We start from the raw sequence: 25,104 nt of genomic DNA on the forward strand, positions 1-25,104 counted from the left end.
GCATAGGCCGGGGGCCTGGGGGCGGAGCCCCCAGGAGGGTCAACCCCGGCCCCGGCGCGCCAAGGTCACCGCTCCGGCTCCCACGGCCAGCAGCACCGCCGACCCCGCCGCCAGATACACGCTCAGTGAACTCCCGCCCGTCTCCGCCAGATCCGCCTTCACCGGCTTAGGGGCGTCACCCGGCGCCCCCTGGACCTTCACGTCCTCCGCCGGCGCGGACGGCGTCTCGCAGCTCGCCCTCGCCAGGGTCACCGTCCCCTCCACCTCGGCCACGTTCAGGTTCGACGGGTTCACCGTGACCGTGAGTTCGAGGGCGGTCGCCGCGGCCGTACGGGACGTCGTCTCCCGCTTCGACCAGTCCAGGCGCACCTCCCCCACACCGGGCACCTTCACGTCCGTCGGACCGCCCGCGGCGACCGTGACCCGCTTGCCGAACACGGTCACCGCCCCCGGCAGCGCGGCCGAGGCGACCGGCGTCCGCCCCGCCGCGCAGACGGCTCGGGACGTGATCGCGTCCACCTCGACGACCGACAGCAGCGGCAGCCCCGGGACATGCAGCTTCGCCCGCGCCAGACGCGTCGAGGCCTGGGCCACGCCCCCGCTCACCGTCGCCTTCGCCTCCGCCACCTCCGCCCGCAGCACGCTGAACGGCCTGCCGCCGTCCACCCCGTCCAACTCGGCCGTCAGCGCCGTCCTCTCGGCGCTGCTCGGCGCCTGGACCTCGTTGAGGGAGACCGCCAGCGGGACCTCGACGGTCTTGTCGAGGAGGGACACGTCCAGGCCGGCCCGCAGGACGACCGCGCTCGCGCGACCCTGGTCGGTGGTCGCGTGGGCGGGGCCCGCGCCGGCCAGGGCCACGGGAGCCATGGCCAGGGCCGTGGCCGCCGCGGCGGCGGCGAGGCGGCGTGCGGGCAGGCGGAAGGTGGTGCCGTTCACGGTGGGGACCCCCAAAGGAGACTTGCTCGGGACCCGCCAAGAATCGCCGACGGAGAGTGAACCGTCAGCGATCCTCCGTCACTTCACTCCATCGTGGAGTTTCCGCACACGCATGCGCATGCTTCGGTACGCGTGTTCCAGCCGTCCCCGCCCGCTCCGCTCTTCCGGGCGAGCCCCCGGTCGACGCGTCGGCGCGGAAGGGGGCGCGCACCCGCCCGCTCTCCCCGGACACACGCCTATCCGACGACGACGCCGTTGACGACCACGCGGCGCGGCGCCGCCAGCACCCGTACGTCCGCCCGCGGGTCGGACTCGTACACCACGAGGTCCGCCGGTGCCCCCTCCTCCAGCCCGGGCCGGCCGAGCCACGCCCGGGCCGCCCAGGTCGTGGCCGCGAGCGCCTCGAGGGGGGTCAGCCCGGCGGTGACGAGTTCCGCGACCTCCGCCGCCACCAGGCCGTGCGGCAGCGTGCCGCCGGCGTCCGTGCCGACGAACACCGGGATGCCGGCGTCATGGGCGTTGCGGACGGTGTCGTAGCGGCGTTCGTGGAGCCGTCGCATATGGGCCGACCAGCGCGGGAACTTGGCCTCGCCGCCGTCGGCGAGGCGCGGGAAGGTCGCGATGTTGACGAGGGTCGGGACGATCGCGACACCGCGTGCGGCGAAGAGGGGGATCAGGTCGTCCGTGAGGCCGGTGGCGTGCTCGATACAGTCGATGCCCGCCTCGACGAGGTCCTGGAGGGAGTTCTCGGCGAAGCAGTGGGCGGTGACCCGGGCGCCGAGCCGGTGGGCCTCGGCGATGGCCGCCTCCACGGCGTCGCGCGGCCAGCTGGGGGCCAGGTCGCCGAGGTCGCGGTCGATCCAGTCGCCGACCAGCTTGACCCAGCCGTCGCCGCGCCGGGCCTCCCGCGCCACGTACGCGACCAGGTCCTCGGGCTCGATCTCGTGGGCGTAGCCGCGGATGTAGCGGCGGGTGCGGGCGATGTGTCGGCCGGCCCGGATGATCTTCGGCAGGTCGTCGCGGTCGTCGACCCAGCGGGTGTCCGAGGGCGAGCCGGCGTCGCGGATCAGGAGGGTGCCGGCGTCGCGGTCGGTCAGGGCCTGCTTCTCGGCGATGTCCTCGTCGACCGGGCCGTGCGGGCCGAGGCCGACGTGGCAGTGGGCGTCGACGAGGCCGGGCAGGGCCCAGCCGTCGACGGTCCGTAGGTCACGGGCGCCGACGGGACGGTCGTAGGAGATCCGGCCGTCGACGATCCACAGCTCGTCCCGGACGTCGTCGGGTCCGACGAGAACCCTGCCCTTCACGTGCAGCACCGCGCGTTCGCTCATGGAGCGAAGACTAGTCAGCCGGGCCGCCGACCTGGTCGGAGGTCTCCTCCGGACTAGTCAGCCGGGCCGCCGACCTGGTCGGAGGTTTCTTCCTCTACGTCCGCCATCGCCGGGTCGAGGAGGCGGGAGAGGAAGTGGCGGGTGCGTTCGTGGGCGGGGTTGCCGATGACACGGGCCGGGGTGCCGTCCTCGACGATCACTCCGCCGTCCATGAAGACGACCCGGTCGGCGACCTCGCGGGCGAAGCTCATCTCGTGGGTGACGACCATCATCGTCATGCCCTCGTTGGCCAGCATGCGCATGACTGCCAGCACGTCCCCGACGAGCTCCGGGTCGAGCGCCGAGGTCGGCTCGTCGAAGAGCATCACCTCGGGGCCCATCGACAGAGCGCGGGCGATGGCCACGCGCTGCTGCTGGCCGCCGGAGAGGGAGGCCGGGTAGGCGTCCGCCTTCTCCGACAGGCCCACCCGCGCCAGGTTCTCGGCGGCCACGCGGGCGGCCGTCGCCTTGTCCCGCCGCAGGACGCGGCGCTGCGGAAGGGTGAGGTTCTCGGTCACCGTGAGGTGCGGGAAGAGGTTGAACTGCTGGAAGACCATGCCGATCCGGCGGCGCACGGCGTCGATGTCGACGTCCGGGTCGGTGAGTTCGGTGCCGCCCACGAAGACCTGGCCCTTGGTGGGCTCCTCCAGCAGGTTCACACACCGCAGGAGGGTGGACTTGCCGGACCCGGACGGGCCGATGACGCAGACGACCTCGCCCTGGCCGATCTCCAGGTCGATGCCGCGCAGCACCTCGTTGGCGCCGAAGGACTTGTGCAGACCGCGTACGTCGATTTCCGGACGGCTCATTTGACGGCCTCCTGGGCCTTGGCCTCCATGCGGCGCACGACGAAGCCGAGCGGGATCGTGATCAGCAGGTAGCACAGGCCGGCGACGAGGATCGGGGTGGAGTTGGCGGTCTGACTGGCCAGGTCGCGGCCGTACTTGGACAGTTCGCGCTCCTCCAGGGTGACACCGAGGAACAGCACGAGGGAGGAGTCCTTGAACAGCAGGACCAGTTCGTTGGTCAGCGGCGGGAGGATGATGCGGAACGCCTGCGGGACGACGATCGAGGCCATCGCGCGGGCCGGCGAGAAGCCCAGCGAACGCGCCGCCTCCATCTGTCCCTTGGGCACGGCCTGGATGCCGGCGCGGATCGTCTCCGCCATGTACGCGGCGGCGACCAGGCCGAGGGCGAGGGCGACCTTGCCGTAGGTGCCGCCGACGACCTCCGTGCCGGGGAAGGCGAGCGGGACGGCGACGCCGATGAAGATGAAGATCAGCAGGGCGGGCAGGCCGCGGAAGATCTCGATGTAGACGCCGGCGAGCCAGCGGTACGGGCCGACGGACGACAGCCGCATCAGCGCGATCACCATGCCGAGCGCCAGTCCGACGACGAAGCCGGACACTGTGTACAGCACGGTGTTCTTCAGGGCCAGGGTGATGACGTCCGGGAACATCTCCCGGGCGATGTCGCCCTGGGCGAACTGGTTCTTCAGCCGTCCCCAGTCCGCCGTGACCGCGACGGCGATCACGGCGGCGACGAAGAGGACGTACTGCGCGCCGCGTGACAGTCGGCGCTTCTGACGTCGCGTCAGTCCCTTTTTCTTCGGCTGGAGTTCTACGTCCGTCGCGGTCATGAGGCGGCCGGGGAGGCGGCGGACTGGTCGTAGGGACCGATCCACTGCTCGTACAGCTTCTTGTAGGTGCCGTCGGCCTTGGCGTCGGCGAGCGCCTTGTTGATGGCCTCGCGCAGCTTGGTGTTGCCCTTCTTCACCGTGAAGCCGTACTGCTCACCGGTGTTGATGTTGTCGGCGATCCGGAAGGCGTCCGCGTTGGCCTTGTCCTTGAGCCAGCCCTGGACGACCGGGTAGTCGATGACGACGGCCTTGACCTGGCCGGAGCGCAGGCCGTTGAGGACGGCGTCGGAGGACTCGAAGGAGACCGGGTCGAAGCCCTGGCTCTTGACGTAGTCCTCGCCGGTGGTCTGCGCCTGGGCGCCGAGCTTGACCTTCTTCGCCTTGGCGTCGGCGAGGGAGGTGATGCCGCTGTCCTTGTCGACGAGCAGGGCCTGGGTGGCCTCGAAGTACGGGTCCGAGAAGTCGACGTTCTTCTTGCGCTCCTCGGTGATGGTCATGCCGGCCGCGGCCAGGTCGCACCGGCCGGAGTTCAGGAAGGCGCCGGTCTTGAAGTTCTCGAAGGGGGTGTCGACGATCTTCTGCTTCACCCCGAGGTCCTGGGCGACGAGGTCGATCAGGGACACGTCGAAGCCCTGCACCTTGCCGTCGATCTCCGACTGGAAGGGCGGGTAGGGCAGATGGGTGCACGTGGTGAGCTGCCCGGCCTTGACCAGCTCGACCCCGCCGGCGGCGGTCTTCGATCCGCTGCCTCCGTCGTCGCTCGACGTGCAGCCGGCGACGAGGACCAGGCCGGCCGTCGCGGTGGTGGCGGCCAGGACGCGGGCCCGGCGGCCGAGGGCGATGTTCACGACGGTGACCTCCTGTGATGGAACAGTGGCTTCCGATTATAAGGATGAGTTTGAGGTACTCAAATCAAACCGTTGGTAACGAAGGCGTCTCGCCTAAGAATCTCGCCCCTCGGGCGGTGCGCGGCGCGGAAGATCGTCCCGGTTACCCTCGATTCCATGACGCACCCCTTCCTGGACCTCGCCCCGCTCACCGCCGCCCGCTTCGCCTCGATCGAGGACCGGGTGGCCCGGCTGCTCGGCACCCGGCAGGACGTGGTGATCACCCAGGGTGAGGCGCTGCTGCCGCTGGAGGGGGCGATCCGCGCGACCGCCGGTCCCGGCACCACCGCGCTGAATGTGATCACCGGCCCCTACGGGCAGACCTTCGGCGACTGGCTGCGGGACTGCGGGGCGACCGTGATCGACCTGGCGGTGCCCTTCCACACGGCGGTGAAGGCCGCGCAGATCCGGCAGGCGTTCGCCGAGCACCCGGAGATCGACTTCGTGTCGCTGGTGCACGCGGAGGCGGCCACCGGCAACACCAACCCGGTGGCGGAGATCGGCGAGGTGGTGCGGGAGCACGGCGCGCTGTTCTATCTCGACGCGGTCGCCTCGGTGGGGGCCGAGCCGGTCCTGCCCGACGCGTGGGGCGTGGACCTGTGCGTGATCGGGGCGCAGAAGGCGATGGGCGGCCCGGCGGGTGTGTCGGCGGTCTCGGTGAGCGAGCGGGCATGGGCCCGGATGGCGGCGAACCCGCGCGCGCCGCGCCGCTCCTACCTCTCCCTCCTGGACTGGAAGGAGCGCTGGATCGACGGCGGCCGCAAGACGCTGCTGCACGCGCCCGCGCAGCTGGAGATGCTGGCGCTGGAGGCGTGCGTGGAGCGCGTCGAGACGGAGGGCCTCGACGCCGTGATGTCCCGCCACGCCCGCGCCGCGGCGGCCACCCGCGCGGGCGCGACGGCCCTGGGCGGCGGCCTGGAGCCGTATGTGCACGAGGCGTCGGAGGCGGCGCCGGTCGCCACGACCCTGCGGACCCCGTCCGGGGTCGACGCGTCCGCGGTGGTGGCCAAGGCGCTCGCCACCGCTCCCGACCTGCCGCTGGCGGCCGGCGGCGGCGCCCTCGCGCGGGAGATGATCCGGGTGAACCACTACGGCTCCGCCGCCCGCCCGGACGTCGTCGACGCGTGCGTGGCCGCCCTGGGTTCCGCGCTCGCGGAGTTCGGCCCGGCGGTGGACGAGGCGGGCGCGCGACGGGCGGCGGCGGAGGCGTGGGCGCGGGTCTAGGGCCTCTCTTTCGGATCTTGCGGCTCCGAGCGACGGCTCCCCGCGACCCCGGCACGATCCGAAAGAAGGGCCCTAACCGGGCATCGGGTCCCGGACCTCCAGCACCGGGTGGCAGTCGGGAGCGGGGGCGAGCAGGGTGAACGTCAGTTCCACCTGGTGGGCGCCGTGCTCGCCGAGCCTGATCTTCTCGCTGCGGCCGAGCCGGATCTCGCCGGTGCGCGCGGCGTCGGCCCGCGATGCGTCCGGGGTCGCGACGCGGTAGCGGACGGTGGTCGACGCCGGGCAGCCGGACGCCGGTACGCCCCTCAAGGCGAGCGTGGCGGTGAAGTCGCCGTGGCCGGGGACGTCGTAGACCGTCCTCGTGGGGCGGGTGCCGAGGACGTAGGGGAACGTCGTGGCTCCCCTGCTGTCGACGCAGTCCGAATCGGCGGCGCAGACAGGGGTGTCCCCGGAGATCTGGCCGACGGTGACGGGCTCCCGCCTCCATGAGTCGGTCAGGCTGAACACGCCCCAGATCACCGCGACGGGCAGTGCGAGGATGCCGAGCAGAACCACCATGACCGTGAACCAGGTCGGCGGGCCGATCCACACCTTGGTGCCCGCGCAGGGCGGGGGCGGCGGGTCGGGGTTCGTGGGGGCGCGGTGCTCCGCGTAGTCCAGCGCGAGGAGTCCCACGGGCGTCGCGACGACCAGGCGGGGGCCGGCCACCGCGATGTCCTGGACGGGCAGGCCCAGCGGCAGGGAGTGCAGTGCGACGCCCGTGGCCAGGTCGTACGCCTGGATGACGTCGTGGTCGCAGGCGAGGACCACCGGGCCCGCGGCCGTGTTCATGAGCGCGCAACGCGGCTGGTCCCGATGGTGCGGGAACGTCACCGGCAGGGGTGCCGCGGTGCGGATGTCGCGGAGCCGGGGCGGGGCTTCGCCGTGCAGCAGGAACGCGACGGGCTCGCGATCGCCGTCGCCGCTGCGCAGGACGGTGAGGCCGCCCGAGACGGAGCGGAGGGGGATCGGGTCACCGATGCGGCGGCGGGTGGCCGGGATCCACAGCTCCGCCAGGTACTCGATCCGGTTGTCCTGCGTGTGTTGCGACGTCGTGACGAGCACCAGGCGCCCGTCCGGCTGCGGCAGGTGGCCCAGCCGTAGCACCGCCCGGCGCGCGGGCAGTCGCATCCCGGCTTCCCGCCCGGTGACGTTCCGGGCGCTCAGGATGTCCCACAGTCGGATCCGGGGACCTCGCGCGATGGCGACGGCCGGGTCCCCCGAGGACAGCCGCACGGTGGTCAGGGCGTCGACGGACCCGCCGTCGACGACGCGGAACCATGTGTCGGCCTCCAGGTCCCGCATCCACACGGTGCCGGAAGCCCCGTGCACGACCACCGGCTTGCCCGGCCGTTCCCAGACGACCCGGGCGACCGGTCCGGCACCACCCCGGTTCTCCCTTCCGTACAGGCGCTCACCCGTCCCGAGATCCAGGCACTCGATCTCCGCGTCCTGTCCCTCACCCCGCGCGAAGCGCACGGCCAGAGGGGTGTCCCGGTCCGGCGGCCAGTCGACGGACAGCTCGTCGTCGTGCTCCCCGTCCCTCGGGCGAAGGGGCGGGCCCGTCTCGCCGGTGTCGAGATCCAGTGTCCGGTACGTGGCGGATTCGGTCCGCGCGACGGCCCGGACGGTGCCGTCGGGGCCGGGGAAGAGGTGGATCCAGCCCGTGCTCCCCCACCGCAGGTACACCTCCCCCAGATCCGGCTCGGTACCCGCCGCGTGGGTGGACACATGGATGCGCCGAGCGCGCACCCTGACGTCCAGCCGCCTGCCGTCGTCGAGCGTGAGGTCGATCTCCGATGCCGGGCCGATGGCCCGCTGCCGTGCGGGCCGCCCGGCGCGACCTGGTTCCCACACCAGCAGGTGATCGAACTCGTTGATCAGGAGCAGCGCGTCGCTCCCGTCGGCGAGGGGGACGACGGCCAGCGGCCAGGTGCGGGCCTCCGTATCGATGAAGTGGGCCACCTCGGCGCCGGACCGCGCGTCGCGCAGACGCACCGTGCCCAGGTGGTTGCCGCAGGTGAGCACCCGGCGTCCGTCGGGCAGTCGCGTCGGGATCAGAGGTGGGCCGTCGCCGCCAGGGGTGTGCGGGACCGGCCGCCAGGTCCGCAGGTCGTAGAGGGCCACGCGTTCGTCCCACCCGGCGGCCACGAGAATCGTCCGCCCGTCCGGCAGCGTGACGACATAGAACCCTCCCGCGCCACCGGCGACCGCGAGGGGATCGGCCAGCGGCTCCCCGCTGTTCAGGTCCCAGAAGCGCAGGGCCGACGCGCCCTCGAAGGCCACCAGCGCCGTGCCGTGGTCGGGCAGCCGCAGGGCTGCCACACCGGTCACGTCCTCGCCGAGCGTCGCCGTCAGTTCGGTGCGTTCCAGGGCCGTCCACGCCAGCCGCCAGGGCGTGTCGCCGTACGACGGCCAGGGCACGGTGGTGCCGGTGAGGCGGGCGCCGGCCAGGACGCGCACCAGGGCGCGGTCGGCGGGGGCCAGCGGTGCGAGGTCCCGCCAGGCACCGAGCACGCCCAGGATCTCGGGCGGCAGGTCGGCCTGGCCCAGGGCGGCCCACTGGGCGCGGGAGGCGACCGTCTCCGGGGCGAGCCGGTCGAGGAGTTCGGGGGCGTCCGCCAGGTCCTGCCAGGCGGAGGCGGCGAAGACGTGCTCGACCAGGCGCCGGGCCACGTACGGGTTGAGCTCTTGCTCCGGCAGGTTCCGGGCCAGGTCCAACAGGCCGCGCGTCAGGGCCAGTTCGGCTGTCGTGGCGTCGTGCGCCGTGAAGTGCTCCTGGAAGGTGTGGTGGGCGAGGCGGTGCACCGTCTGGCCGTCCTCGACATCGAACAGGATGTACGGGGCCGCGTGGGCCAGGACCTCGTCGATGTCCTCCTCGCCCACCTCCCGGCCGTCCCCCAGCGCCGTCGCGGCCGCGGCCCACACACCGCCCGTCCGTGGCAGTCCCCGGCCACGGGACAGCGCGAGAGCGTGCAGCAGGGGCAGCGCCGCGCCGGACGTCCGGGCCAGGCGCCGGGCCATGGCCGCGAAGGTGGTCCGGTGGTGCTGGCCGAGCAGCTGGTCGAGCGCGTGCGCGTGCTCGGGGAGCAGCAGGTGCGGCCGGGCGATGATCTCGGCCACCGCGATCCGGGCGGACAGGAAGCTGGGGCTGAGCCGTGCGGCGCGCCGTACGACGTCCTTCAGCGCCGCGTCGGTGAGCTGGAGCAGCTCGGCCTTCCGGGCGGCTCGCAGACGCAGTCCCACGTACTCGGCGTGTGCGTCGGGGACGGGCTCCAGGACCAGGATCCTGCGGTGGGTGTCCGGCGCCGGGGCGAGACGGCCGATGAGGTCCTCGCCGGCGGAGCCCTCCGGGCGGGTGCCCACGACGATCCGGCAGTTGGGGAGTTCGGCGAGCCTGCGCAGCACCAGGACGGCGAGTTCGGCGGGCTCCTCGGCCTCGTCCAACGCGTCCGCCAGCACCGTGAACATGCCGGACCGGCGCCGCAGGTGGTCCCGCAGCCGCTCGACGGCCTGCCCGGACTCCCCGGCGGGCGGCGCGGGCAGGCCCGCCGCGAGGCCGATCCTGGTGACCAGGGCGTGCACGGTCATGCCCGCCAGGTGCACCACGGCGTCGAAGGCGTCCGCGGGCGGGAGGACCTGGGCGCGGGGCTCGGGGAGGACCTCGGCGTCCACCAGCAGCTCGAGCATCTCGCGGCGGGCGTGCACGGCGAGGTTGCCGAGGAGCGCGGACTTGCCGGTGCCGGGCGCGCCGGTGACGACGTACAGGCCGGGCGCCGTGCCGCACAGCCACTCGACGAGTGCGCGGCGCTCCCGCCACCGGCCGACGAAGAACCAGGCCAGCTCGCCGCTGTCGGCACCCTGGGCCTTGGTGAGGAAGTGACGGCGTTCATCGGGGCCGAGGCCGTCGAGGAAGTGCCGCAGGCGCTGGTAGTCGTCGACGGTCACGGTGACGCTCTGCTCGGTCCTGCGGATCAGGCGCAGCGTGCACTCGTCGGAGGGCTGGACGAGCTCCACCCAGCCGCGCCGCCCCTTTCTGAGACGGTTCCGCAGCCGCCGGGCGAGTTCCGCCAGATCGATCGCCTCGTCGTTCGGTTCGAACGAGGTGATGGTGGGCGCCAGGACCTCGTTGAAGGTGCCGAGCCGGCCCTCGCCGCCCTGGGCGCTCACCCCCACCAGCAGAAGCCGCTCCGGGACGTCCGGCATGGCGGACAGGGCGGAGTGGACCCCGCGGAGGAAGACGTCGGCGCCGCACGCCTCCACGACGACCATGACCCACGCGCCGGAGTCACCGGCCCGTACGTTCGCCCACTCCGCGCGGAGCCGTTCGGCCATCTGGGCCACCGTCAGTCCGCTGCTGGGCGCGTCCGTGGTGTTGGCGTAGGCCAGCCAGGCGTTGGAGCCGTCGGTCTCGCCGTGGCCGGTCCACAGCAGGACGGAGCTGCGCGGCTCGCAAGGTTCCTGCCAGGCGTCCAGCCGTGCGTTGACCTCGTCGAAGGTGACCAGCTCGGGCGGGTCCGGCCAGGGGCGCCGGGCTCCGCCGAGCTCACCGAGGAGCCGTACGGTCTCGGCGACGGTCTCCTCCACGCCCTCCAGGTCCGCGAAGGTGCGGTAGCGGCCGATCGCCACCGCCTCTACCTCGAAGTCGGCTCCCGGGATCACCTCAGTCCTCCTCGCGGGCCGCGTCGTCCGGTGCCAGCGCCATCAGCAGGGAGCCGACGGGCGAGGTGCCGCCGCGCCGGACCTCGACGCGGTAGATCCCGGGCCGGTGCAGAAGGGCGGTGGCGACGACGCGGCCGTCGCGCCGGGTGAAGGCCGGCCGGGCGGCCTGGCGGCCGTCGTGGGCGGTGACGACGCGGCAGCGCACCTCCGAGGCCGCGGCGTCGCCGTGCGCCACGATCTCGAAGGGCACCCCGGCCGTGACGAGGTCCGGAGCCTCCGCGCCGACTCCGGTGGCGGCGGGGAGGCGGGGTCCGAGGCGGGTCTCGGTCACGACCGCGCGGACATGGTCGACCACCTCGTCCATCCGGGCGAGGGCCGCGTGCTGCTGGGACCAGTACGCGGGCCGGTCGCAGAAGCCGGTCGCCGAGTGCCGGTAGACCGTGCCGTCGCCGCCGTGGTCCACGAGCCGCCCGTCCGGTCCCTCGGGCAGGCCGTAATGGGGTACGACGGTGCCGTCCCGCAAGTGGAGCGCCTGCGCGGTGGGCTGATCGACGCCGACGACCACGCGCAGCCAGTCCGGCACCGGCCCGGCCCGGCGGTCGGCCAGGGCGGGCGCGGCGAGGTCGGGGTCGCCGCCGATCGCCGCGATGTCACCGGGGGTCATCCGCCGCGGCTCCGTCCCCTCCACGACGCACCGGTAGCCGGGCAGCAGGTCGTACAGGCCGGGCAGGGTCCGGGCGAGCCGGCCCAGCCGCCGGGCGGACAGGGGGATCTTCACGCCCTTGCCCAGGTTGAGGATGCGGGCCGCCGCGACGGCTCCGTAGAAGGGGGTGCCGAGGGTGATCAGTGTGCGCAACGGGGCGCTGCCGCCGAGGTGTTCGGCGAAGTGGCGGGCGACGAGGCCGCCCATGGAGTGGGCCACGATCACGAGCCGGGCGTCCGGGCGTCCGCTGCGGCGGCGCCAGTCGGCGAGATGGCGGTCGGCCGCGTCGGCGAGCCGGGCCGCGTTGTACGTGACGGGCAGCCGCCAGTCGTAGGGGAAGCCGGTGACCGCGCGGGGGTCCTCGACCGCCGCGCGCAGCCCGGCCAGCAGGTTGCCGTAGGGTTCGACGCCGCGCAGCACCGGTGCGAAGGCGGGCGCCCTGAGCAGTCCGACCGGGGCGACGCGTCCGGTCCGGCCGGCGCGTTCGTCGTCGGTGAGGGCGAGCCGGTCCAGCGCCCGTCCGGTCGTCCACGCGTCGAGATACCAGCGGGGGTCGAGCGGCCCCCACAGCAGGTCACCCGACCGTGTGTCCCGCAGCTCGCTGCCCATGATGCCGGGCACCACCAGCATCGCGTCCGTACCAGCCACCGGGGCAGCATTCCCGCCCGGGGCGCGGGACAACCTCCTCCGCTTGCCAGGGAATTCTCGGCGAATAAAGGAAATAGGTTTCCCGAGTTCTCCTGCCCGGGTTCTCGACCGCTAAACCCGGTGATTTCCAGGGCCGGTCATGAATGGGTGACGCATAACACAGGGGAGGTGTTTTGTACTGTTTCGCACCGGTCAAAACCTCACATATCCGCCATCTGCAACTCCCGCATCACGGAATCGGCACGCCCCCTCCATGCATTCCTGAATTTCCCTGGGTAAGTTCAATCCGCATGACTGCCGCACAAGCAGACCTGTGTATCGACCGACCGTCGACGGCCGACGGTGCCGCACTCTGGCGTATCGCCAAGGATTCCGGAAAGCTCGATCTGAACTCGTCCTACAGCTATCTCCTGTGGTGCCGCGACTTCGCGGACACCTCGGCGGTGGTGCGGGAGGGCGGGGAGCCGGTCGGGTTCGTCACCGGATACGTACGGCCGGACGAACCGCGCACCCTGCTGGTCTGGCAGGTGGCCGTCGACGCCGCGCACCGGGGCCGCGGACTGGCCGGGGCCATGCTCGACGGGCTGGCCGGACGGCTCGCCGCCGAGCGGGGCGTGGACCGCGTGGAGACCACCATCACGCCCGGCAACACCGCCTCCGAGCAGCTGTTCACCTCCTTCGCGGCCCGGCACGGCGCGACCGTCACCCGTGCGGTCCTGTTCACCGCCGACCACTTCCCGGACGGCCCGCACGATCCCGAAGTCCTTTACCGCATAGGCCCGTTGACCCTTCCGTCGCATTGAGGAGCGATCCGTCGTGACCATCACCCAGCCGGACCTGAGCGTCTTCGAGACCCTGGAGTCCGAGGTGCGCAGCTACTGCCGCGGCTGGCCCGCCGTCTTCGACCGTGCGCGCGGCAGCCGCATGTACGACGAGGACGGCCACGAGTACCTCGACTTCTTCGCCGGGGCGGGCTCACTGAACTACGGCCACAACAACCCCGTGCTCAAACGCGCGTTGCTCGACTATCTGGCGCGCGACGGGGTCACCCACGGCCTCGACATGTCCACCGTCGCCAAACGGTCCTTCCTGCGGGCCTTCCAGGACCTGGTGCTGCGCCCGCGCGATCTCCCCTACAAGGTCATGTTCCCCGGCCCGACCGGCACCAACGCCGTCGAGGCCGCCCTGAAGCTCGCCCGGAAGGTGAAGGGCCGCGAGGCCGTCGTGTCCTTCACCAACGCCTTCCACGGGATGTCGCTCGGCTCCCTGGCCGTCACCGGCAACGCCTTCAAGCGGGCCGGCGCCGGCATCCCGCTGGTGCACGGCACGCCGATGCCGTTCGACAACTACTTCGACGGCACGGTGCCGGACTTCCTGTGGTTCGAGCGGCTGCTGGAGGACCAGGGTTCCGGCCTGAACCGGCCCGCCGCCGTCATCGTCGAGACCGTGCAGGGCGAGGGCGGCATCAACGTCGCCCGTCCCGAGTGGCTGCGGGCGCTGCGGGAGTTGTGCGACCGGCAGGACATGCTGCTGATCGTCGACGACATCCAGATGGGGTGCGGCCGCACCGGTGCCTTCTTCTCCTTCGAGGAGGCCGGGATCGTGCCCGACATCGTCACCCTCTCCAAGTCCATCAGCGGCTACGGGCTGCCCATGTCGCTGTGCCTGTTCCGGCCCGAGCTGGACGTGTGGGAGCCGGGCGAGCACAACGGCACCTTCCGCGGCAACAACCCCGCGTTCGTCACCGCGACGGCCGCGTTGGAGACGTACTGGAGCGACGGCTCCGCCATGGAGAAGCAGACCCGGGCGCGCGGCGAGCGGATCGAGCAGGGGCTCATCGAGATCTGCGAGGAGAACCTCGCCGACATCAAGGAGTACCGGGGCCGCGGCCTGGTGTGGGGCCTGGAGTTCCACGAGAAGGCGCGCGCCGAGCGGGTGGCGCGGCGCGCCTTCGACCTCGGGCTGCTCATCGAGACGTCCGGCCCGGAGAGCGAGGTCGTCAAGCTGCTGCCCGCGCTCACCGTCACGGCGGACGAGCTGGACGCAGGGCTGAGCGTCCTCGCCCGCGCCGTACGCGAAACCGTCTGACCAGACCGTCCGACAGCCCGTCCGACCAGGCCGTGCGACCGGCCCGTTCCGACCAGGAGGAAGTACAGCACCGTGATCGTCCGATCGTTCAAGGACATCGAAGGCACCGACCGGCATGTGAGGGCGGCGTCCGGCACCTGGGAGAGCAAGCGCATCGTGCTCGCCCGGGAGCGGGTCGGCTTCTCGCTCCACGAGACGATCCTCTACGCGGGCACCGAGACGTCCATGTGGTACGCGCACCACGTCGAGGCCGTCGTCTGTGTGGAGGGCGAGGCCGAGCTCACCGACCACGAGACCGGGACGACGTACTCCATCACTCCCGGCACCCTGTACCTCCTCGACGGGCACGAGCGGCACACGCTGCGCGTCAAGGAGGACTTCCGCTGCCTCTGCGTGTTCAACCCGCCGGTGACCGGCCGGGAGGACCACGACGAGAACGGCGTCTACCCCCTGCTCACCGAGCCCGAGGAGGTGTGACCGGCATGACCACCGTCACCAACCTGTACCCCAGCCGCGGCGCCACCGAGGTGTCCGTCCCCCGTCAGGACCCCGTCGTCTGGGGCTCCCCCAGCACCCCCGGCCCCATCCCGGCGGCCGATCTCCAGCGCTACGAGCGCGACGGCTTCCTCACCGTCGACCAGCTCATCTCCGACGAGGAGGTGGCCGTCTGCCGGCGTGAGCTGGAGCGGCTGATCGGCGATCCGGCGATCCGCGCCGACGAGCGGTCGATCGTCGAGCCGCGGTCGCGGGAGATCCGCTCGGTCTTCGAGGTGCACCGGCTCAGCCCGGTGTTCGCCGCGCTCGTACGGGACGAGCGGGTGGCCGGCCGGGCCCGGCAGATCCTCGGCTCGGAGGTGTACGTCCACCAGTCGCGGATCAACGTCAAGCCGGGGTTCGGGGCGAGCGGCTTCTACTGGCACTCGGACTTCGAGACCTGGCACGCGGAGGACGGTCTGCCGAACATGCGGACCGTGTCCGTGTCGATCGCGCTCACCGAGAACCACGACACCAACGGCGGGCTGATGATCATGCCCGGCTCGCACCGGACGTTCCTGGGCTGCGCCGGGGCCACGCCGCGGGACAACTACAAGAAGTCGCTCCAGATGCAGGACGCGGGCACGCCGTCCGACGCGGCGCTGACGGCCATGGCCGGCGAGTACGGCATCAAGCTCTTCACGGGCAGGGCCGGTTCGGCGACCTGGTTCGACTGCAACTGCATGCACGGCTCCGGCGACAACATCACGCCGTTCCCGCGCAGCAACGTCTTCATCGTGTTCAACAGCGTGGAGAACGCGCCGGTCGAGCCCTTCGCGGCCCCGGTGCGGCGGCCGTCGTTCATCGGGGCGCGGGATGTCACGCCGGTGAGGTAGGCGCGGAGGCGGGCGGGGTCACAGCCAGGCCAGTGACGCCGCCCGCTCCAGCACGCCGCGTACGACGCGCTCGTCGCCGGAGGCGTCGTACGGCACCGCGTCCGGGGCGTACCGGCCGCCGATCAGCAGGCAGAAGTCGACCGGGTCCAGGGCGAGTTCGGCGCGTACGGGATCGGCGTCGGAGCCCAGTACCCAGGCGTCGGCGCCGGTGACCTCGACGAGCACGGGTGGCGCGGTGGGGCCGAGGGCGGCGCCGAGGATCCGTACGGCCAGCCGGACCAGGCGGTCCAGGTGGGCGGCGGGCGGGGGCGGAACGGACAGGCCCAGCGCCCGCCCCAGGTCGTGGCCGTGGATCCAGGTCTCGAAGGCGCGGACGAGGTAGTGGTCGGCGATCGGCAGCCGCAGGCCCATCAACTCCACGGCTCGGGCGGCGCGTTCGGGATCGCCGGCCTCGGGTGCGGCGAGCAGCTCCGCCGCCTGGCCGGCCCACGCGGCGACGGTCTCGCCGGGCGTGCGCCGCCGCTCGTGCTCGATCACCTCCCGGGTACGCCGCTCCCAGGCCTCCTCCCATCCGGCGTCGCCCGCCCCGCCGGTGCCCGGTACGCGCGCCGGGATGCCGAGGCGTCCGGCGAGGGGTTCGTCGGCGGCGAGGAGGTGGGCGAGGGTGGCGTGCGCGTCCCAGTCGTGCACGACCGGGAGGGTCCAGCGCCCGTCCAGCTCGGGCAGCAGCGCCGTGAGTCCGGAGACGGCGGCGGCGTACGGCTCCGCGTGGACGGCGACCGACGGCCGGGCGGGACGGGCCCGCAGCGCGGCGCCGAGCACATCGACCGCACCGCCGTCGGCTCTGGTGTCGCCGCCCGCCCCCGTATCCGCGTCCCCGGCCGCTCCCGGGCCAGGCCCGTCCCAGCCCGGTGGCGGCCCGTCCAGCAGGCGTACCGTCTCCCGCAGGCGCCCCGCTTCCCGGGTGCACTCCTCGCACTCCGGCAGGTGGCGTCGGACCCGCGCCGCCTCCCCGGGCGGCAGCGCGTCGACGGCCCACGCGGGCAGCAGGTCTCGTAGCGCCTCATGGGCGGTGGTCACGGGTGGGGCCCTCCTCTCCGCGGCGCGCTCCGGTACACGGCCATCATGCGCCTTCCTCCAGGGACTGCGCCAAGGTGCGCAGAGCCGTGCGCAGGCGGGACTTGGCCGTGCCCTCGGGGATGCCCAGTTCCCGGGCCGCCTGCCGGTAGGTGCGGCCGGCGAAGTAGGCGAGGTGGACGATCTCCCGTTGCGGCTGCGGCAGTTCGGCCAGCGCGGAGTGCAGCAGCAGGGAGCGCTCGCGCTCGACGACGGTCTCGGCGGGACCGGGACCCGGCTCCGGAACGGCGTGCAGCGCGCTGTCGTCGGCGTGGGCGTCCTTGCGGTGTCTGGCCTCGCCGCGCACCCAGTCCACAGCCCGCCGGTGGGCGAGCAGGGACAGCCAGGTGCGCAGACTGCCCCGGCGCGGATCGAAGGCGTACGGTCTGCTCCACAGCTGGGCGAAGACCTCCTGGGCCACGTCCTCGGCGGCCCCGGGACTGCGGGTGACCCGCCCGGCCACCCGCCGCACCAGGGAACCGTACGCCGCGTACGCCTCGGCCAGCGCGGACTCCTCGCCGTACACCAGCCGCCGGTGCAGTTCGGCGTCGACCGCGGCGAGCGCCCCCTCCTCGACGTCCACCCGCACCACCCCCGGGTGACTGTCTAGCGTCAGCCCGCCAGCGCGTCCAGCAGGCGGTCGACGTCCGAGGCGGTGTTGTAGAGGTGGAAGGCGGCGCGCAGGTTGCCCGCACGGTCGGAGACCTCGATGCCCGCGCGGCTGAGTTCCGGCTGGCGGGAGCCGAGTCCGGGGACGGAGACGATGGCCGAGCCGGGCGCGGGCACGGGCGCGTGGCCGAGCGTCGCGAGCCCGGCGCGGAAGCGGTCGGCGAGCGCCAGGTTGTGCGCCTGGACGGCGGGCACGCCCAGTTCCTCGATGAGGTCCAGGGAGCGGCGCAGGGCGGCGTAGGTGAACAGGGCGTGGGTGAGGTCGAACCGCCGTGCGGAGTGGGCGAGTTCGGCGACCGGTCCGTAGCAGCTGTTCCAGGGTTCCTCGCCCGCGACCCAGCCCGCCAGCAGCGGGGTCAGCCCGCCGAAGTCCTCCGGGACCACGAGGAAGGCGGCCCCGTGCGGGCCGAGCAGCCACTTGAAGGAGACGGCGGCGGTGAAGTCGAAGGCGTCGGCGTCCATCGGCAGCCAGCCGGCGGCCTGGGAGAAGTCGACGTAGGTGCGTGCCCCGTGGGCGCGGGCGGCCTCGCGCAGGGCGGCCAGGTCGGCGATCCGTCCGTCGGCGGACTGTGCGGCGCTGACGGCGACGAGGGCGGTGCCGGGGCGCACGGACTCGGCGATCCGCTCCAGCGGCACGGTGCGGACCTTGAGGTCGCCGCGGACGTGGAAGGGGTTCAGCACGGAGGTGAAGTCGTCCTCGGCGGTGAGGACTTCGGCGCCGGCGGGCAGCGAGGCGGCGATCACCCCGGTGTGCGCGGCGACCGAGGCGCCCGCCGCCACCCGGGTGACGGGGACGCCGGCGAGCCGGGCGTAGGCGGCCCGGCAGGCCTCCACGTCCTCGTACAGCGGGGTCAGCGGCCGGCCCTCGGCGCGCAGGAGTGCCGCGTCGTGCAGGGCGGTGACGGCGCGGGCGGGCAGCAGGCCGTTGCTCGCGGTGTTGAGGAAGGTGCTCTTCGGGGCGAACTCGGCGCGGACGAGGCTGTCGAACGTCTCCGTGGTCTCCATGGGTCCACTGTGCGTCCCCATGAAGTCGTAGTCCATTGCGGATTTTTACGTGGATCCGCTTAGCAAGCCTTATACATCCGCGCCGACCTGCGCTTTTGCCGCGACTCAGCCCTGCGGTACGGCGCAGCCGTCGGGGCCGCACGCGTCGGCGTCGCCCTGGTCGATGAGCGTCAGCGGCGACCGCTCGCCCCAGGCCTGGGCGAGCGCCTGGGTGAAGAGCTCGGCCGGCTGGGCGCCGGAGACGCCGTACTTACGGTCCAGGACGAAGAAGGGCACGCCGGTCGCGCCGAGCTCGGCGGCCTCGCGCTCGTCGGCGCGGACCTCGTCGGCGTAGGCGTCCGGGTCGGCGAGGACCTCGCGGGCGGCGTCGGCGTCCAGGCCGGCCTCGACGGCGAGCTCCACGAGCCGCTCGTCGCCCTCGGTGAACAGGGAGCGCTCCTCGGCGAAGTTCGCCCGGTACAGGATCTGGATCAGCTCGTCCTGCCGGCCCTGCTCCTTGGCGAAGTGCAGCAGGCGGTGCATGTCGAAGGTGTTGCCGTGGTCGCGGCCCCGGGTGAGGTAGGCGAGGCCCTCTCCGGCGGCCTGGACGCCCAGGTTGTCCTCGTTGGCCTGGGCCTGCGCCTCGCTGATGCGGTACTTCTTGGCGATCATCGGGATGACCGGGCCGGTGTCGTCCTTGGCGCGGCCGGGGTCCAGCTCGAAGGAGCGGTGCACCACCTCGACCTCGTCGCGGTGCGGGAAGGCCTCCAGCGCCTTCTCGAAGCGGGCCTTGCCCACGTAGCACCAGGGGCAGGCGATGTCGCTCCAGATCTCGACGCGCATGTCTTCGGCTCTCTCCAGGTCGTGCGGGTACGGAGACTCCCTCCGCAGACTGGATGAACGTTCAAGCAGCCGTGGTCATTCCCCGGCGACGGCGAACCGCAGCTCCCTGTGGTGCTCGCCACGCTGCGGCGGCTCGCCGGCCCAGCCCATGCGGCCGTAGAAGTCCTGCGCCCTCCGGTTGTCCACGTGCACCTCCAGGACGGCCGTCCGGCGGCCGTCGGCCCGCCACTGCTCGACGCAGGCCGCGTGCAGGGCCGTGCCGACGCCGGAGCGCCAGCGGTCGGGGTCGACGTGGAACTGGTACAGCTTGACCGTTTCGGCGGATCCGCCCTCCGGGGTGCGGAAGGAGGCCAGGCCCACGATCCGGCCGTCCTGGACCGCGCACAGCACCTGTCCGTCCGGCCGCTCGATGGCACCGCGCCAGGCGGCGAGCCAGTCGATGCCGTCGTCCGGGAGGCCGTCCGGGTAGTACGTCGCCCGGGCGCGCCGGTGCAGCGCGGCGACGGGCTCCGCCTCCGCCCCCAGCACGGTGCGGATCACCAGGGCCCCGGTCACACGGTCATTGATCATGCCGTCGAAGACGTGATCGAACCCGCCCCGGTTCCGCCGGTCCCCCGTCCGGCTCAGCCGCCGTCCCTGAGGTCGTCCGGCCAGGTGTCCCGGAACTCGATGTGGTCGTACGTCACGACACAGCCCTCGCCCATCGGCGACTGGGTCATGAACCCGACGAGGGCGTCCCCGGTCTCCTTCTCGCCGCCGAGCGTGAACAGCCGGACGAAGATCCAGTGCTTGCCGTCGCGGGAGGCGTGGAAGGCGAAGGCCCGTCCGGTCCGGCTGACCCGCAGCCAGACCGAACTGCCGTCGACGGTGAAGGAGTTGGCGTCGTCGGAGTGGCCCCGGGTGACGACGGTGCACACGGTGGGCACGTCCGGCGAGTACTCCAGGCACAGCTTGGCCCAGGCGCGCTCGCCGACGTGGACGTACAACACGCCCGCGTCGAACGAGGAGTTGAACCCGACGGTGACCCGGGCGATGAGCTGGAAGTCCCCCTCGGGCGCCCCGAGCAGCCGCGGCGCGTCGGAGGCGGGATCCAACGCCTCCCCGGTGGGCGGGACGAACCGGTCCTGCCGTGCCCCGGCCCACCCGGAGAGCACGCCGTCCTCGTAACTCCAGTGCCCGTCGGGACCGTAGGTACGCAGGCCGAAGGGAAGCTCGGGCAGCGAAACGTCCATGTACCCCTTCTCTCAGGACCGGTCAGTCACCGCAAGAGGCCGGCGCTACCGCTCCAGCACCCCGTTGAACCGCCGGGGCAGCCCCAGCGCGTTCTCGTCCCGCAGCTCCGCCGGCAACAGCGCCTGAGGAGCGCCCTGGTAGACGACGGGCCGCAGCCACCGCTCGATCGCCGTGCCGCCCACGGAGGTCGACGTCGACGTCGTCGCCGGGTACGGCCCGCCGTGATGCTGCGCCGGCGCCACGGCGACGCCCGTCGGCCATCCATTGACCAGCACACGCCCGGCCAGCGGCGTCAGCTCCTGGAGGATCTCCGCCCCCCGCCCCTGACCCGCGGCCTCCTCGGCGGACAGGTGCACGGTCGCCGTGAGGTTGCCCGGCAGCCGGGACAGCACGGCCTCGACCTCGGCGTCGTCCTCGTAGCGGACCACGACGGTGACCGGGCCGAAGCACTCCTCCAGCAGCAGGTCGTACGCCCCCTCGGCCGCCAGCTTGCTCGCGGGCACCGTGAGGAAGCCGGCGCTGACGGTGTGCTCCCCGCCGGCGCCGGGCGTGACCGGCGACTCCACGCCGTCCAGCCCGGCCCGCTCGGCGACCCCGGCGATGAAGTTGTCGCGCATGCGGTGGTCGAGCAGCACGCCCGCCTCGGTGTCGCTGACGGCGTCGGTGAGGGACTTGATCAGACCGTCACCGGCGGCGCCGGCCGGCACCAGCACGAGCCCCGGCTTCACGCAGAACTGTCCGACGCCGAGGGTCATCGACCCGGCGAGCCCGGCTCCGATGGCCTCCGCGCGCTCGGCGGCGGCCGCCTCGGTCACCACGACGGGGTTCAGGGACCCCAGTTCGCCGTGGAAGGGGATCGGCGCCGGCCGGGCGGCGGCGGCGTCGAACAGCGCGCGCCCGCCCCGCACGGACCCGGTGAAGCCGGCCGCGGAGACCAGCGGGTGCTTGATCAGCTCGACGCCGGCCTCGAATCCGTGCACCAGGCCGAGCACGCCCTCGGGGACGCCCTGCGCGACCGCGGCCTTGCGCAGCACCTTCGCGACCAGCTCGGACAGCGCCGGGTGGTCGGGGTGGGCCTTGACGACGACCGGGCAGCCGGCCGCCAGCGCGCTCGCGGTGTCACCGCCGGCGACGGAGAAGGCGAACGGGAAGTTCGAGGCCGAGTACACGGCGACGACGCCCAGCGGCACCTTGTAGCGGCGCAGGTCGGGGATCGGCGGGGTCGCCGTGTCGTCGGGGTGGTTGATGACGACGTCGAGGAAGGCGCCCTCGTCGACGATGTCCGCGAAGGCCCGCAGCTGGTAGCAGGTGCGGGCGAGTTCTCCGGTGAGCCGGACCGGGCCGAGCGCGGTCTCCGCGTCGGCGGTCTCCACGAGGCCGTCCCGGGCCGCCTCCAGGGCGTCGGCGGCGCCGCGCAGGAAGGCCGCGCGGACCGTGCGGTCGGCGAGGGAGCCACGCGCGTCGTGCGCTGCGCGGACGGCGGTGTCCACCTCCTGGGCCGTGGCCTCGACCGCAACCTGTTCCCGCTGCTTCCCGGTACGGGGGTCGACACTCCAGACTGGTGCTGCTGCCACCGCGGGTCCCTCCACATGTATTGCCGCAGTACGTACGCTCACCACCAGGGCTGTTCGATATACTGAACACTGTCTCTGATGATGAATATGCTGGTCTCGGAGACTATTTCCCGTCGAACGAAGGGGTCAAGGGCGATGTCGGTGGGCGAGACGGGGGGCGGGGCGCAGGTCAAGTCCGCGGTGCGGACGGTCGAGCTGCTGGAATACTTCGCCGGCCGCCCCGGTATGCACTCCCTCGCGGCGGTCCAGGAGGCCGTCGGCTATCCCAAGTCCAGCCTGTACATGCTGCTGCGCACCCTGGTGGAGCTGGGCTGGGTGGAGACCGACGCGACGGGCACGCGGTACGGCATCGGGGTGCGGGCACTGCTCGTCGGCACCTCCTACATCGACGGCGACGAGGTGGTGGCCGCCGCCCGGCCGACGCTGGACCGGCTCTCCGACGACACCACCGAGACCATCCACCTGGCCCGCCTCGACGGCACGAACGTGGTCTATCTCGCCACCCGTCAGTCCCAGCACTACCTGCGCCCCTTCACCCGCGTGGGGCGCAGGCTGCCGGCCCACTCCACCTCGCTCGGCAAGGCGATCCTCGCCAGCTACAGCGACGAGCAGGTGCGCAAGATGCTCCCGGAGACCCTGCCCGCGCTCACCGAGAACACGATCACCGACCGCGAGCGGCTCATCGAGGAGCTGCACCAGGTCCGCGAGCAGGGCTTCGCCGTCGACCGCGAGGAGAACACCCTGGGCCTGCGCTGCTTCGGCGTGGCAATCCCGTACCGCACCCCGGCCCGGGACGCGATCAGCTGCTCGGTGCCGGTGGCCCGGCTGACCCCGGCGCACGAGCAGACGGTGAAGGACGCCCTGTTCGACGCCCGGGACCGGCTGACACTGGCCACCCGTAGGCTCTGAGGATGCGAATCGAACTGCGCGAGGTGCACGACAGCGATCTGCCGGTGTTCTTCCGGCAGTTGAACGATCCGGAGGCCCTGCACATGGCGGCCTTCACGCCCGCCGACCCGGCCGACCGGGAGGCCTTCGACGCCCAGTGGAAGCGGAACCGGGAGACCGCCCTGGTCCGTACGGTCCTGGCGGACGGGGACGTCGTCGGCAGCGCGGCGGTGTACGGGGAGCCGGGCGAGCGCGAGGTGACGTACTGGATCGACCGTTCCCACTGGGGGCGCGGGGTGGCCACGGCCGCGCTGCGGGGCCTGCTCAACGAGGTCACCGAGCGCCCGCTGTACGCCCGCGCGGCCGCCGACAACAAGGGCTCCCTGCGGGTCCTGGCCAAGTGCGGCTTCACGGAGACGGCCAAGGACCGCGGCTTCGCGAATGCCCGGGGCGAGGAGATCGACGAGGTCGTCCTGGTGCTCGCCGACTGACCCCCGTCCCCGCCCGGCCGGCGGGAACCGGATGAGAACCGGGTGAAAAGTCAGGCGTGAGGGAACGATCACCCGGTTCTCGTTCGTCTCTCCTGTCGTCATGAACAAAACGATCAGGCGTGCCTCTGTCTTCGCGTTGCTGCTGATCCTCGCCCTGCTGGTCCGGGCGACCTGGGTGCAGTTCTACAAGGGCCAGGTCCTCGCGGACGACCAGCACAACCGGCGCAACGCGATCGCGACGTACGCGGACCCACTGGGCAACATCATCGTGGCCGGAAAGCCGATCACCGGCTCGGCGGCCACGACCGGCGGCGACCTGAAGTACCGCCGCACCTACACGGACGGCCCGCTGTACGCGGCGGTGACCGGCTACGCCTCGCAGGCGTACGCGCCCACCCAGCTGGAGGGCATCTACGCCGACCTGCTCAACGGCACCGACAACCGGCTGAGGACCGTGCTGGACACGGTCACCAACCAGCGGGCCGAGCCGGGCCATGTGCTCACCACCATCGACCCGAAGGTGCAGAAGGCGGCGTACGACGCGCTCGGCGACAAGAAGGGCGGGGCCATCGCGATCGACCCGGCGACCGGGAAGATCCTCGCCGTGGTGTCGACCCCGTCGTACGACCCGTCGGCGCTGACCGACGCCAACACGGCGGGCACGGCGTGGAAGAAGCTCAACGCGGACGCCGACAAGCCGCTGATCAACCGCGCGCTGCGCCAGCCGCTGCCGCCGGGGTCGACGTTCAAGCTGGTCGTCGCGGCGGCCGCGCTGGAGGACGGGCTCTACCGCGACGTGGACCAGAAGACCACCAGCCCCGTCCCGTACACCCTGCCGCACACGACGACCGTCGTGCGCAACGAGAACGCGTCGGCGCCCTGCGCGGACGCCAGCATCCGGGTCGCCCTGCAGTACTCCTGCAACAACGTCTTCGCGCACATGGCCGTGCAGCTCGGCCAGGACAAGGTGCGGGCGATGGCGGAGAAGTTCGGCTTCAACGACGAGAGCCAGGACGTGCCGGTGCGGGCGTACACCAGCGTCTACCCGAAGGACATGGACGAGGCGCAGACGGGCCTGTCGGGCATGGGCCAGTTCGATGTCACCGCGACCCCGCTCCAGATGGCGATGGTCTCCGCCGCGATAGCCAACGACGGCAAGCTGGTCTCCCCGCACATGGTCGCGCAGATCACCGACGGTGGCGGCGACGTGCTGGAGAACTATGACAAGGGCGTCTCGGCCACCGAGGTGGTCAGTGCCCAGACGGCCGAACAGCTCCGGTCGGCGATGCAGACGGTCGTGGAGAAGGGCACCGGCACCAACGCCCTGATCGACGGGGTGACGGTGGGCGGCAAGACGGGCACCGCCCAGCACGGCGAGAACAACAGCAAGACGCCGTACGCCTGGTTCACGTCGTACGCGAAGTCCGGCGACCGGCAGGTCGCGGTCGCGGTGATGGTCGAACAGTCCGACGCGGCCCGCTCAGAGGTCAGCGGCAACGGCCTGGCGGCCCCCGTCGCCAGGGCGATGATGAAAGCCGCGGTGAGCTAGGGCCTTTCTTTCGGATCTGGTCGGCTCCGAGCGACGGCTCCTCCCGGCCCGCCCGAGCGGGGTCTGGTGCGTGCAGCTGCAAGGCGGAGGAGGGCGGCGACGCGGAGCGTCGGCAACCGACGACAACGCCGCAGATGTGCGTGCCAGACCCCGCGACCCCGGCAAGATCCGAAAGAGAGGCCCTAGCGCCCCCG

Annotated in this window: 22 protein-coding genes; 8 read left to right on the plus strand and 14 right to left on the minus strand. The window is 72.5% G+C overall.

What is annotated here, in order from left to right:
• Positions 1-39 precede the first annotated feature (39 nt).
• From ACZ5NW_RS08895 to ACZ5NW_RS08915, 5 genes are all read right to left on the minus strand, one after another.
• Positions 40-936 (minus strand): SCO1860 family LAETG-anchored protein, encoded by an 897-nt coding sequence (locus ACZ5NW_RS08895; protein ID WP_468743098.1) that lies wholly within the window; start codon positions 934-936, stop codon positions 40-42.
• A 236-nt stretch (positions 937-1,172) separates the two neighbouring features.
• Positions 1,173-2,264, minus strand: a complete 1,092-nt coding sequence (locus tag ACZ5NW_RS08900; protein WP_468743099.1) for an amidohydrolase family protein — start codon at positions 2,262-2,264, stop codon at positions 1,173-1,175.
• Positions 2,265-2,317: 53 nt separating this feature from the next.
• Positions 2,318-3,112, minus strand: a complete 795-nt coding sequence (locus ACZ5NW_RS08905; protein WP_468743100.1) for an amino acid ABC transporter ATP-binding protein — start codon at positions 3,110-3,112, stop codon at positions 2,318-2,320.
• The gene (locus ACZ5NW_RS08910; RefSeq protein WP_468743101.1) at positions 3,109-3,942 is read right to left on the minus strand and encodes an amino acid ABC transporter permease; all 834 of its coding nucleotides are present in this window, start codon (positions 3,940-3,942) and stop codon (positions 3,109-3,111) included. Before ACZ5NW_RS08910 ends, ACZ5NW_RS08905 begins: the two co-directional genes overlap by 4 nt.
• The gene (locus ACZ5NW_RS08915) at positions 3,939-4,790 is read right to left on the minus strand and encodes a transporter substrate-binding domain-containing protein (protein ID WP_468743102.1); all 852 of its coding nucleotides are present in this window, start codon (positions 4,788-4,790) and stop codon (positions 3,939-3,941) included. The genes ACZ5NW_RS08910 and ACZ5NW_RS08915 overlap by 4 nt, the downstream gene beginning before the upstream one ends.
• A gap of 156 nt (positions 4,791-4,946) precedes the next feature.
• Between ACZ5NW_RS08915 and ACZ5NW_RS08920 the strand changes: the two genes are divergently transcribed.
• Positions 4,947-6,053 carry a pyridoxal-phosphate-dependent aminotransferase family protein gene (locus ACZ5NW_RS08920; RefSeq protein WP_468743103.1) on the plus strand — a complete coding sequence of 369 codons (1,107 nt, stop codon included), beginning with the start codon at positions 4,947-4,949 and terminating at the stop codon, positions 6,051-6,053.
• A 72-nt stretch (positions 6,054-6,125) separates the two neighbouring features.
• Here ACZ5NW_RS08920 and ACZ5NW_RS08925 read toward each other — a convergent pair whose 3' ends face one another.
• Together ACZ5NW_RS08925 and ACZ5NW_RS08930 are read right to left on the minus strand one after the other, a co-directional pair.
• Entirely contained in the window at positions 6,126-10,754 is a 4,629-nt protein-coding gene (locus ACZ5NW_RS08925) for a hypothetical protein (RefSeq protein ID WP_468743104.1), read from the minus strand.
• Position 10,755: 1 nt separating this feature from the next.
• Positions 10,756-12,105, minus strand: coding sequence for an esterase/lipase family protein (locus ACZ5NW_RS08930; protein WP_468743105.1), 1,350 nt, complete (start codon positions 12,103-12,105; stop codon positions 10,756-10,758).
• A gap of 290 nt (positions 12,106-12,395) precedes the next feature.
• Between ACZ5NW_RS08930 and ectA the strand changes: the two genes are divergently transcribed.
• The 4 genes from ectA to thpD all read left to right on the plus strand — a co-directional run bounded on the left by ectA (position 12,396) and on the right by thpD (position 15,563).
• A complete protein-coding gene (gene ectA / locus ACZ5NW_RS08935) occupies positions 12,396-12,908 on the plus strand; it encodes a diaminobutyrate acetyltransferase (protein WP_468743106.1) in 513 nt (170 codons plus the stop codon).
• Positions 12,909-12,921: 13 nt separating this feature from the next.
• Complete coding sequence (gene ectB / locus ACZ5NW_RS08940) at positions 12,922-14,193, plus strand: diaminobutyrate--2-oxoglutarate transaminase (RefSeq protein ID WP_468743107.1); 1,272 nt, start codon at positions 12,922-12,924, stop codon at positions 14,191-14,193.
• Positions 14,194-14,265: 72 nt separating this feature from the next.
• A complete protein-coding gene (locus ACZ5NW_RS08945) occupies positions 14,266-14,670 on the plus strand; it encodes an ectoine synthase (protein WP_468743108.1) in 405 nt (134 codons plus the stop codon).
• Between the two features lie 5 nt (positions 14,671-14,675).
• Entirely contained in the window at positions 14,676-15,563 is an 888-nt protein-coding gene (thpD, locus tag ACZ5NW_RS08950) for an ectoine hydroxylase (protein ID WP_468743109.1), read from the plus strand.
• 18 nt (positions 15,564-15,581) lie between these two features.
• Here the strand turns inward: thpD and ACZ5NW_RS08955 are convergent, their stop codons facing one another.
• The 7 genes from ACZ5NW_RS08955 to ACZ5NW_RS08985 all read right to left on the minus strand — a co-directional run bounded on the left by ACZ5NW_RS08955 (position 15,582) and on the right by ACZ5NW_RS08985 (position 21,982).
• Positions 15,582-16,643 carry a maleylpyruvate isomerase family mycothiol-dependent enzyme gene (locus ACZ5NW_RS08955; protein WP_468743110.1) on the minus strand — a complete coding sequence of 354 codons (1,062 nt, stop codon included), beginning with the start codon at positions 16,641-16,643 and terminating at the stop codon, positions 15,582-15,584.
• A gap of 43 nt (positions 16,644-16,686) precedes the next feature.
• Positions 16,687-17,271 carry an RNA polymerase sigma factor gene (locus tag ACZ5NW_RS08960; protein WP_468743111.1) on the minus strand — a complete coding sequence of 195 codons (585 nt, stop codon included), beginning with the start codon at positions 17,269-17,271 and terminating at the stop codon, positions 16,687-16,689.
• A 20-nt stretch (positions 17,272-17,291) separates the two neighbouring features.
• Positions 17,292-18,353, minus strand: coding sequence for an aminotransferase class V-fold PLP-dependent enzyme (locus tag ACZ5NW_RS08965; RefSeq protein ID WP_468743112.1), 1,062 nt, complete (start codon positions 18,351-18,353; stop codon positions 17,292-17,294).
• A 105-nt stretch (positions 18,354-18,458) separates the two neighbouring features.
• On the minus strand, positions 18,459-19,175 hold the full coding sequence (locus tag ACZ5NW_RS08970; RefSeq protein ID WP_468743113.1) for a DsbA family oxidoreductase: 717 nt from the start codon (positions 19,173-19,175) through the stop codon (positions 18,459-18,461).
• A gap of 75 nt (positions 19,176-19,250) precedes the next feature.
• The gene (locus tag ACZ5NW_RS08975; protein WP_468743114.1) at positions 19,251-19,745 is read right to left on the minus strand and encodes a GNAT family N-acetyltransferase; all 495 of its coding nucleotides are present in this window, start codon (positions 19,743-19,745) and stop codon (positions 19,251-19,253) included.
• A 53-nt stretch (positions 19,746-19,798) separates the two neighbouring features.
• Positions 19,799-20,407, minus strand: a complete 609-nt coding sequence (locus tag ACZ5NW_RS08980) for a DUF1349 domain-containing protein (protein ID WP_468743115.1) — start codon at positions 20,405-20,407, stop codon at positions 19,799-19,801.
• Positions 20,408-20,452: 45 nt separating this feature from the next.
• A complete protein-coding gene (locus tag ACZ5NW_RS08985) occupies positions 20,453-21,982 on the minus strand; it encodes an aldehyde dehydrogenase (NADP(+)) (RefSeq protein WP_468743116.1) in 1,530 nt (509 codons plus the stop codon).
• Positions 21,983-22,117: 135 nt separating this feature from the next.
• Between ACZ5NW_RS08985 and ACZ5NW_RS08990 the strand changes: the two genes are divergently transcribed.
• From ACZ5NW_RS08990 to ACZ5NW_RS09000, 3 genes are all read left to right on the plus strand, one after another.
• Positions 22,118-22,891 carry an IclR family transcriptional regulator gene (locus tag ACZ5NW_RS08990; protein WP_468743117.1) on the plus strand — a complete coding sequence of 258 codons (774 nt, stop codon included), beginning with the start codon at positions 22,118-22,120 and terminating at the stop codon, positions 22,889-22,891.
• A gap of 2 nt (positions 22,892-22,893) precedes the next feature.
• Complete coding sequence (locus ACZ5NW_RS08995; protein WP_468743118.1) at positions 22,894-23,361, plus strand: GNAT family N-acetyltransferase; 468 nt, start codon at positions 22,894-22,896, stop codon at positions 23,359-23,361.
• 100 nt (positions 23,362-23,461) lie between these two features.
• A complete protein-coding gene (locus ACZ5NW_RS09000; RefSeq protein WP_468743119.1) occupies positions 23,462-24,910 on the plus strand; it encodes a peptidoglycan D,D-transpeptidase FtsI family protein in 1,449 nt (482 codons plus the stop codon).
• Positions 24,911-25,104 lie beyond the last annotated feature (194 nt).

The sequence above is a fragment of the Streptomyces sp. NPDC032126 genome (assembly GCF_055580085.1).

Excerpts from the sequence above, each read along its gene's own strand:
- ACZ5NW_RS08905 (WP_468743100.1), bottom strand. The coding sequence starts at position 3,112 with ATGAGCCGTCCGGAAATCGACGTACGCGGTCTGCACAAGTCCTTCGGC.
- ACZ5NW_RS08990 (WP_468743117.1), top strand. The coding sequence starts at position 22,118 with ATGTCGGTGGGCGAGACGGGGGGCGGGGCGCAGGTCAAGTCCGCGGTG.
- ACZ5NW_RS08970 (WP_468743113.1), bottom strand. The coding sequence starts at position 19,175 with ATGCGCGTCGAGATCTGGAGCGACATCGCCTGCCCCTGGTGCTACGTG.
- ACZ5NW_RS08900 (WP_468743099.1), bottom strand. The coding sequence starts at position 2,264 with ATGAGCGAACGCGCGGTGCTGCACGTGAAGGGCAGGGTTCTCGTCGGA.
- ACZ5NW_RS08975 (WP_468743114.1), bottom strand. The coding sequence starts at position 19,745 with ATGATCAATGACCGTGTGACCGGGGCCCTGGTGATCCGCACCGTGCTG.
- thpD (WP_468743109.1), top strand. The coding sequence starts at position 14,676 with ATGACCACCGTCACCAACCTGTACCCCAGCCGCGGCGCCACCGAGGTG.
- ACZ5NW_RS08995 (WP_468743118.1), top strand. The coding sequence starts at position 22,894 with ATGCGAATCGAACTGCGCGAGGTGCACGACAGCGATCTGCCGGTGTTC.
- ACZ5NW_RS08910 (WP_468743101.1), bottom strand. The coding sequence starts at position 3,942 with ATGACCGCGACGGACGTAGAACTCCAGCCGAAGAAAAAGGGACTGACG.
- ACZ5NW_RS09000 (WP_468743119.1), top strand. The coding sequence starts at position 23,462 with ATGAACAAAACGATCAGGCGTGCCTCTGTCTTCGCGTTGCTGCTGATC.
- ACZ5NW_RS08965 (WP_468743112.1), bottom strand. The coding sequence starts at position 18,353 with ATGGAGACCACGGAGACGTTCGACAGCCTCGTCCGCGCCGAGTTCGCC.
- ectA (WP_468743106.1), top strand. The coding sequence starts at position 12,396 with ATGACTGCCGCACAAGCAGACCTGTGTATCGACCGACCGTCGACGGCC.
- ACZ5NW_RS08920 (WP_468743103.1), top strand. The coding sequence starts at position 4,947 with ATGACGCACCCCTTCCTGGACCTCGCCCCGCTCACCGCCGCCCGCTTC.
- ACZ5NW_RS08980 (WP_468743115.1), bottom strand. The coding sequence starts at position 20,407 with ATGGACGTTTCGCTGCCCGAGCTTCCCTTCGGCCTGCGTACCTACGGT.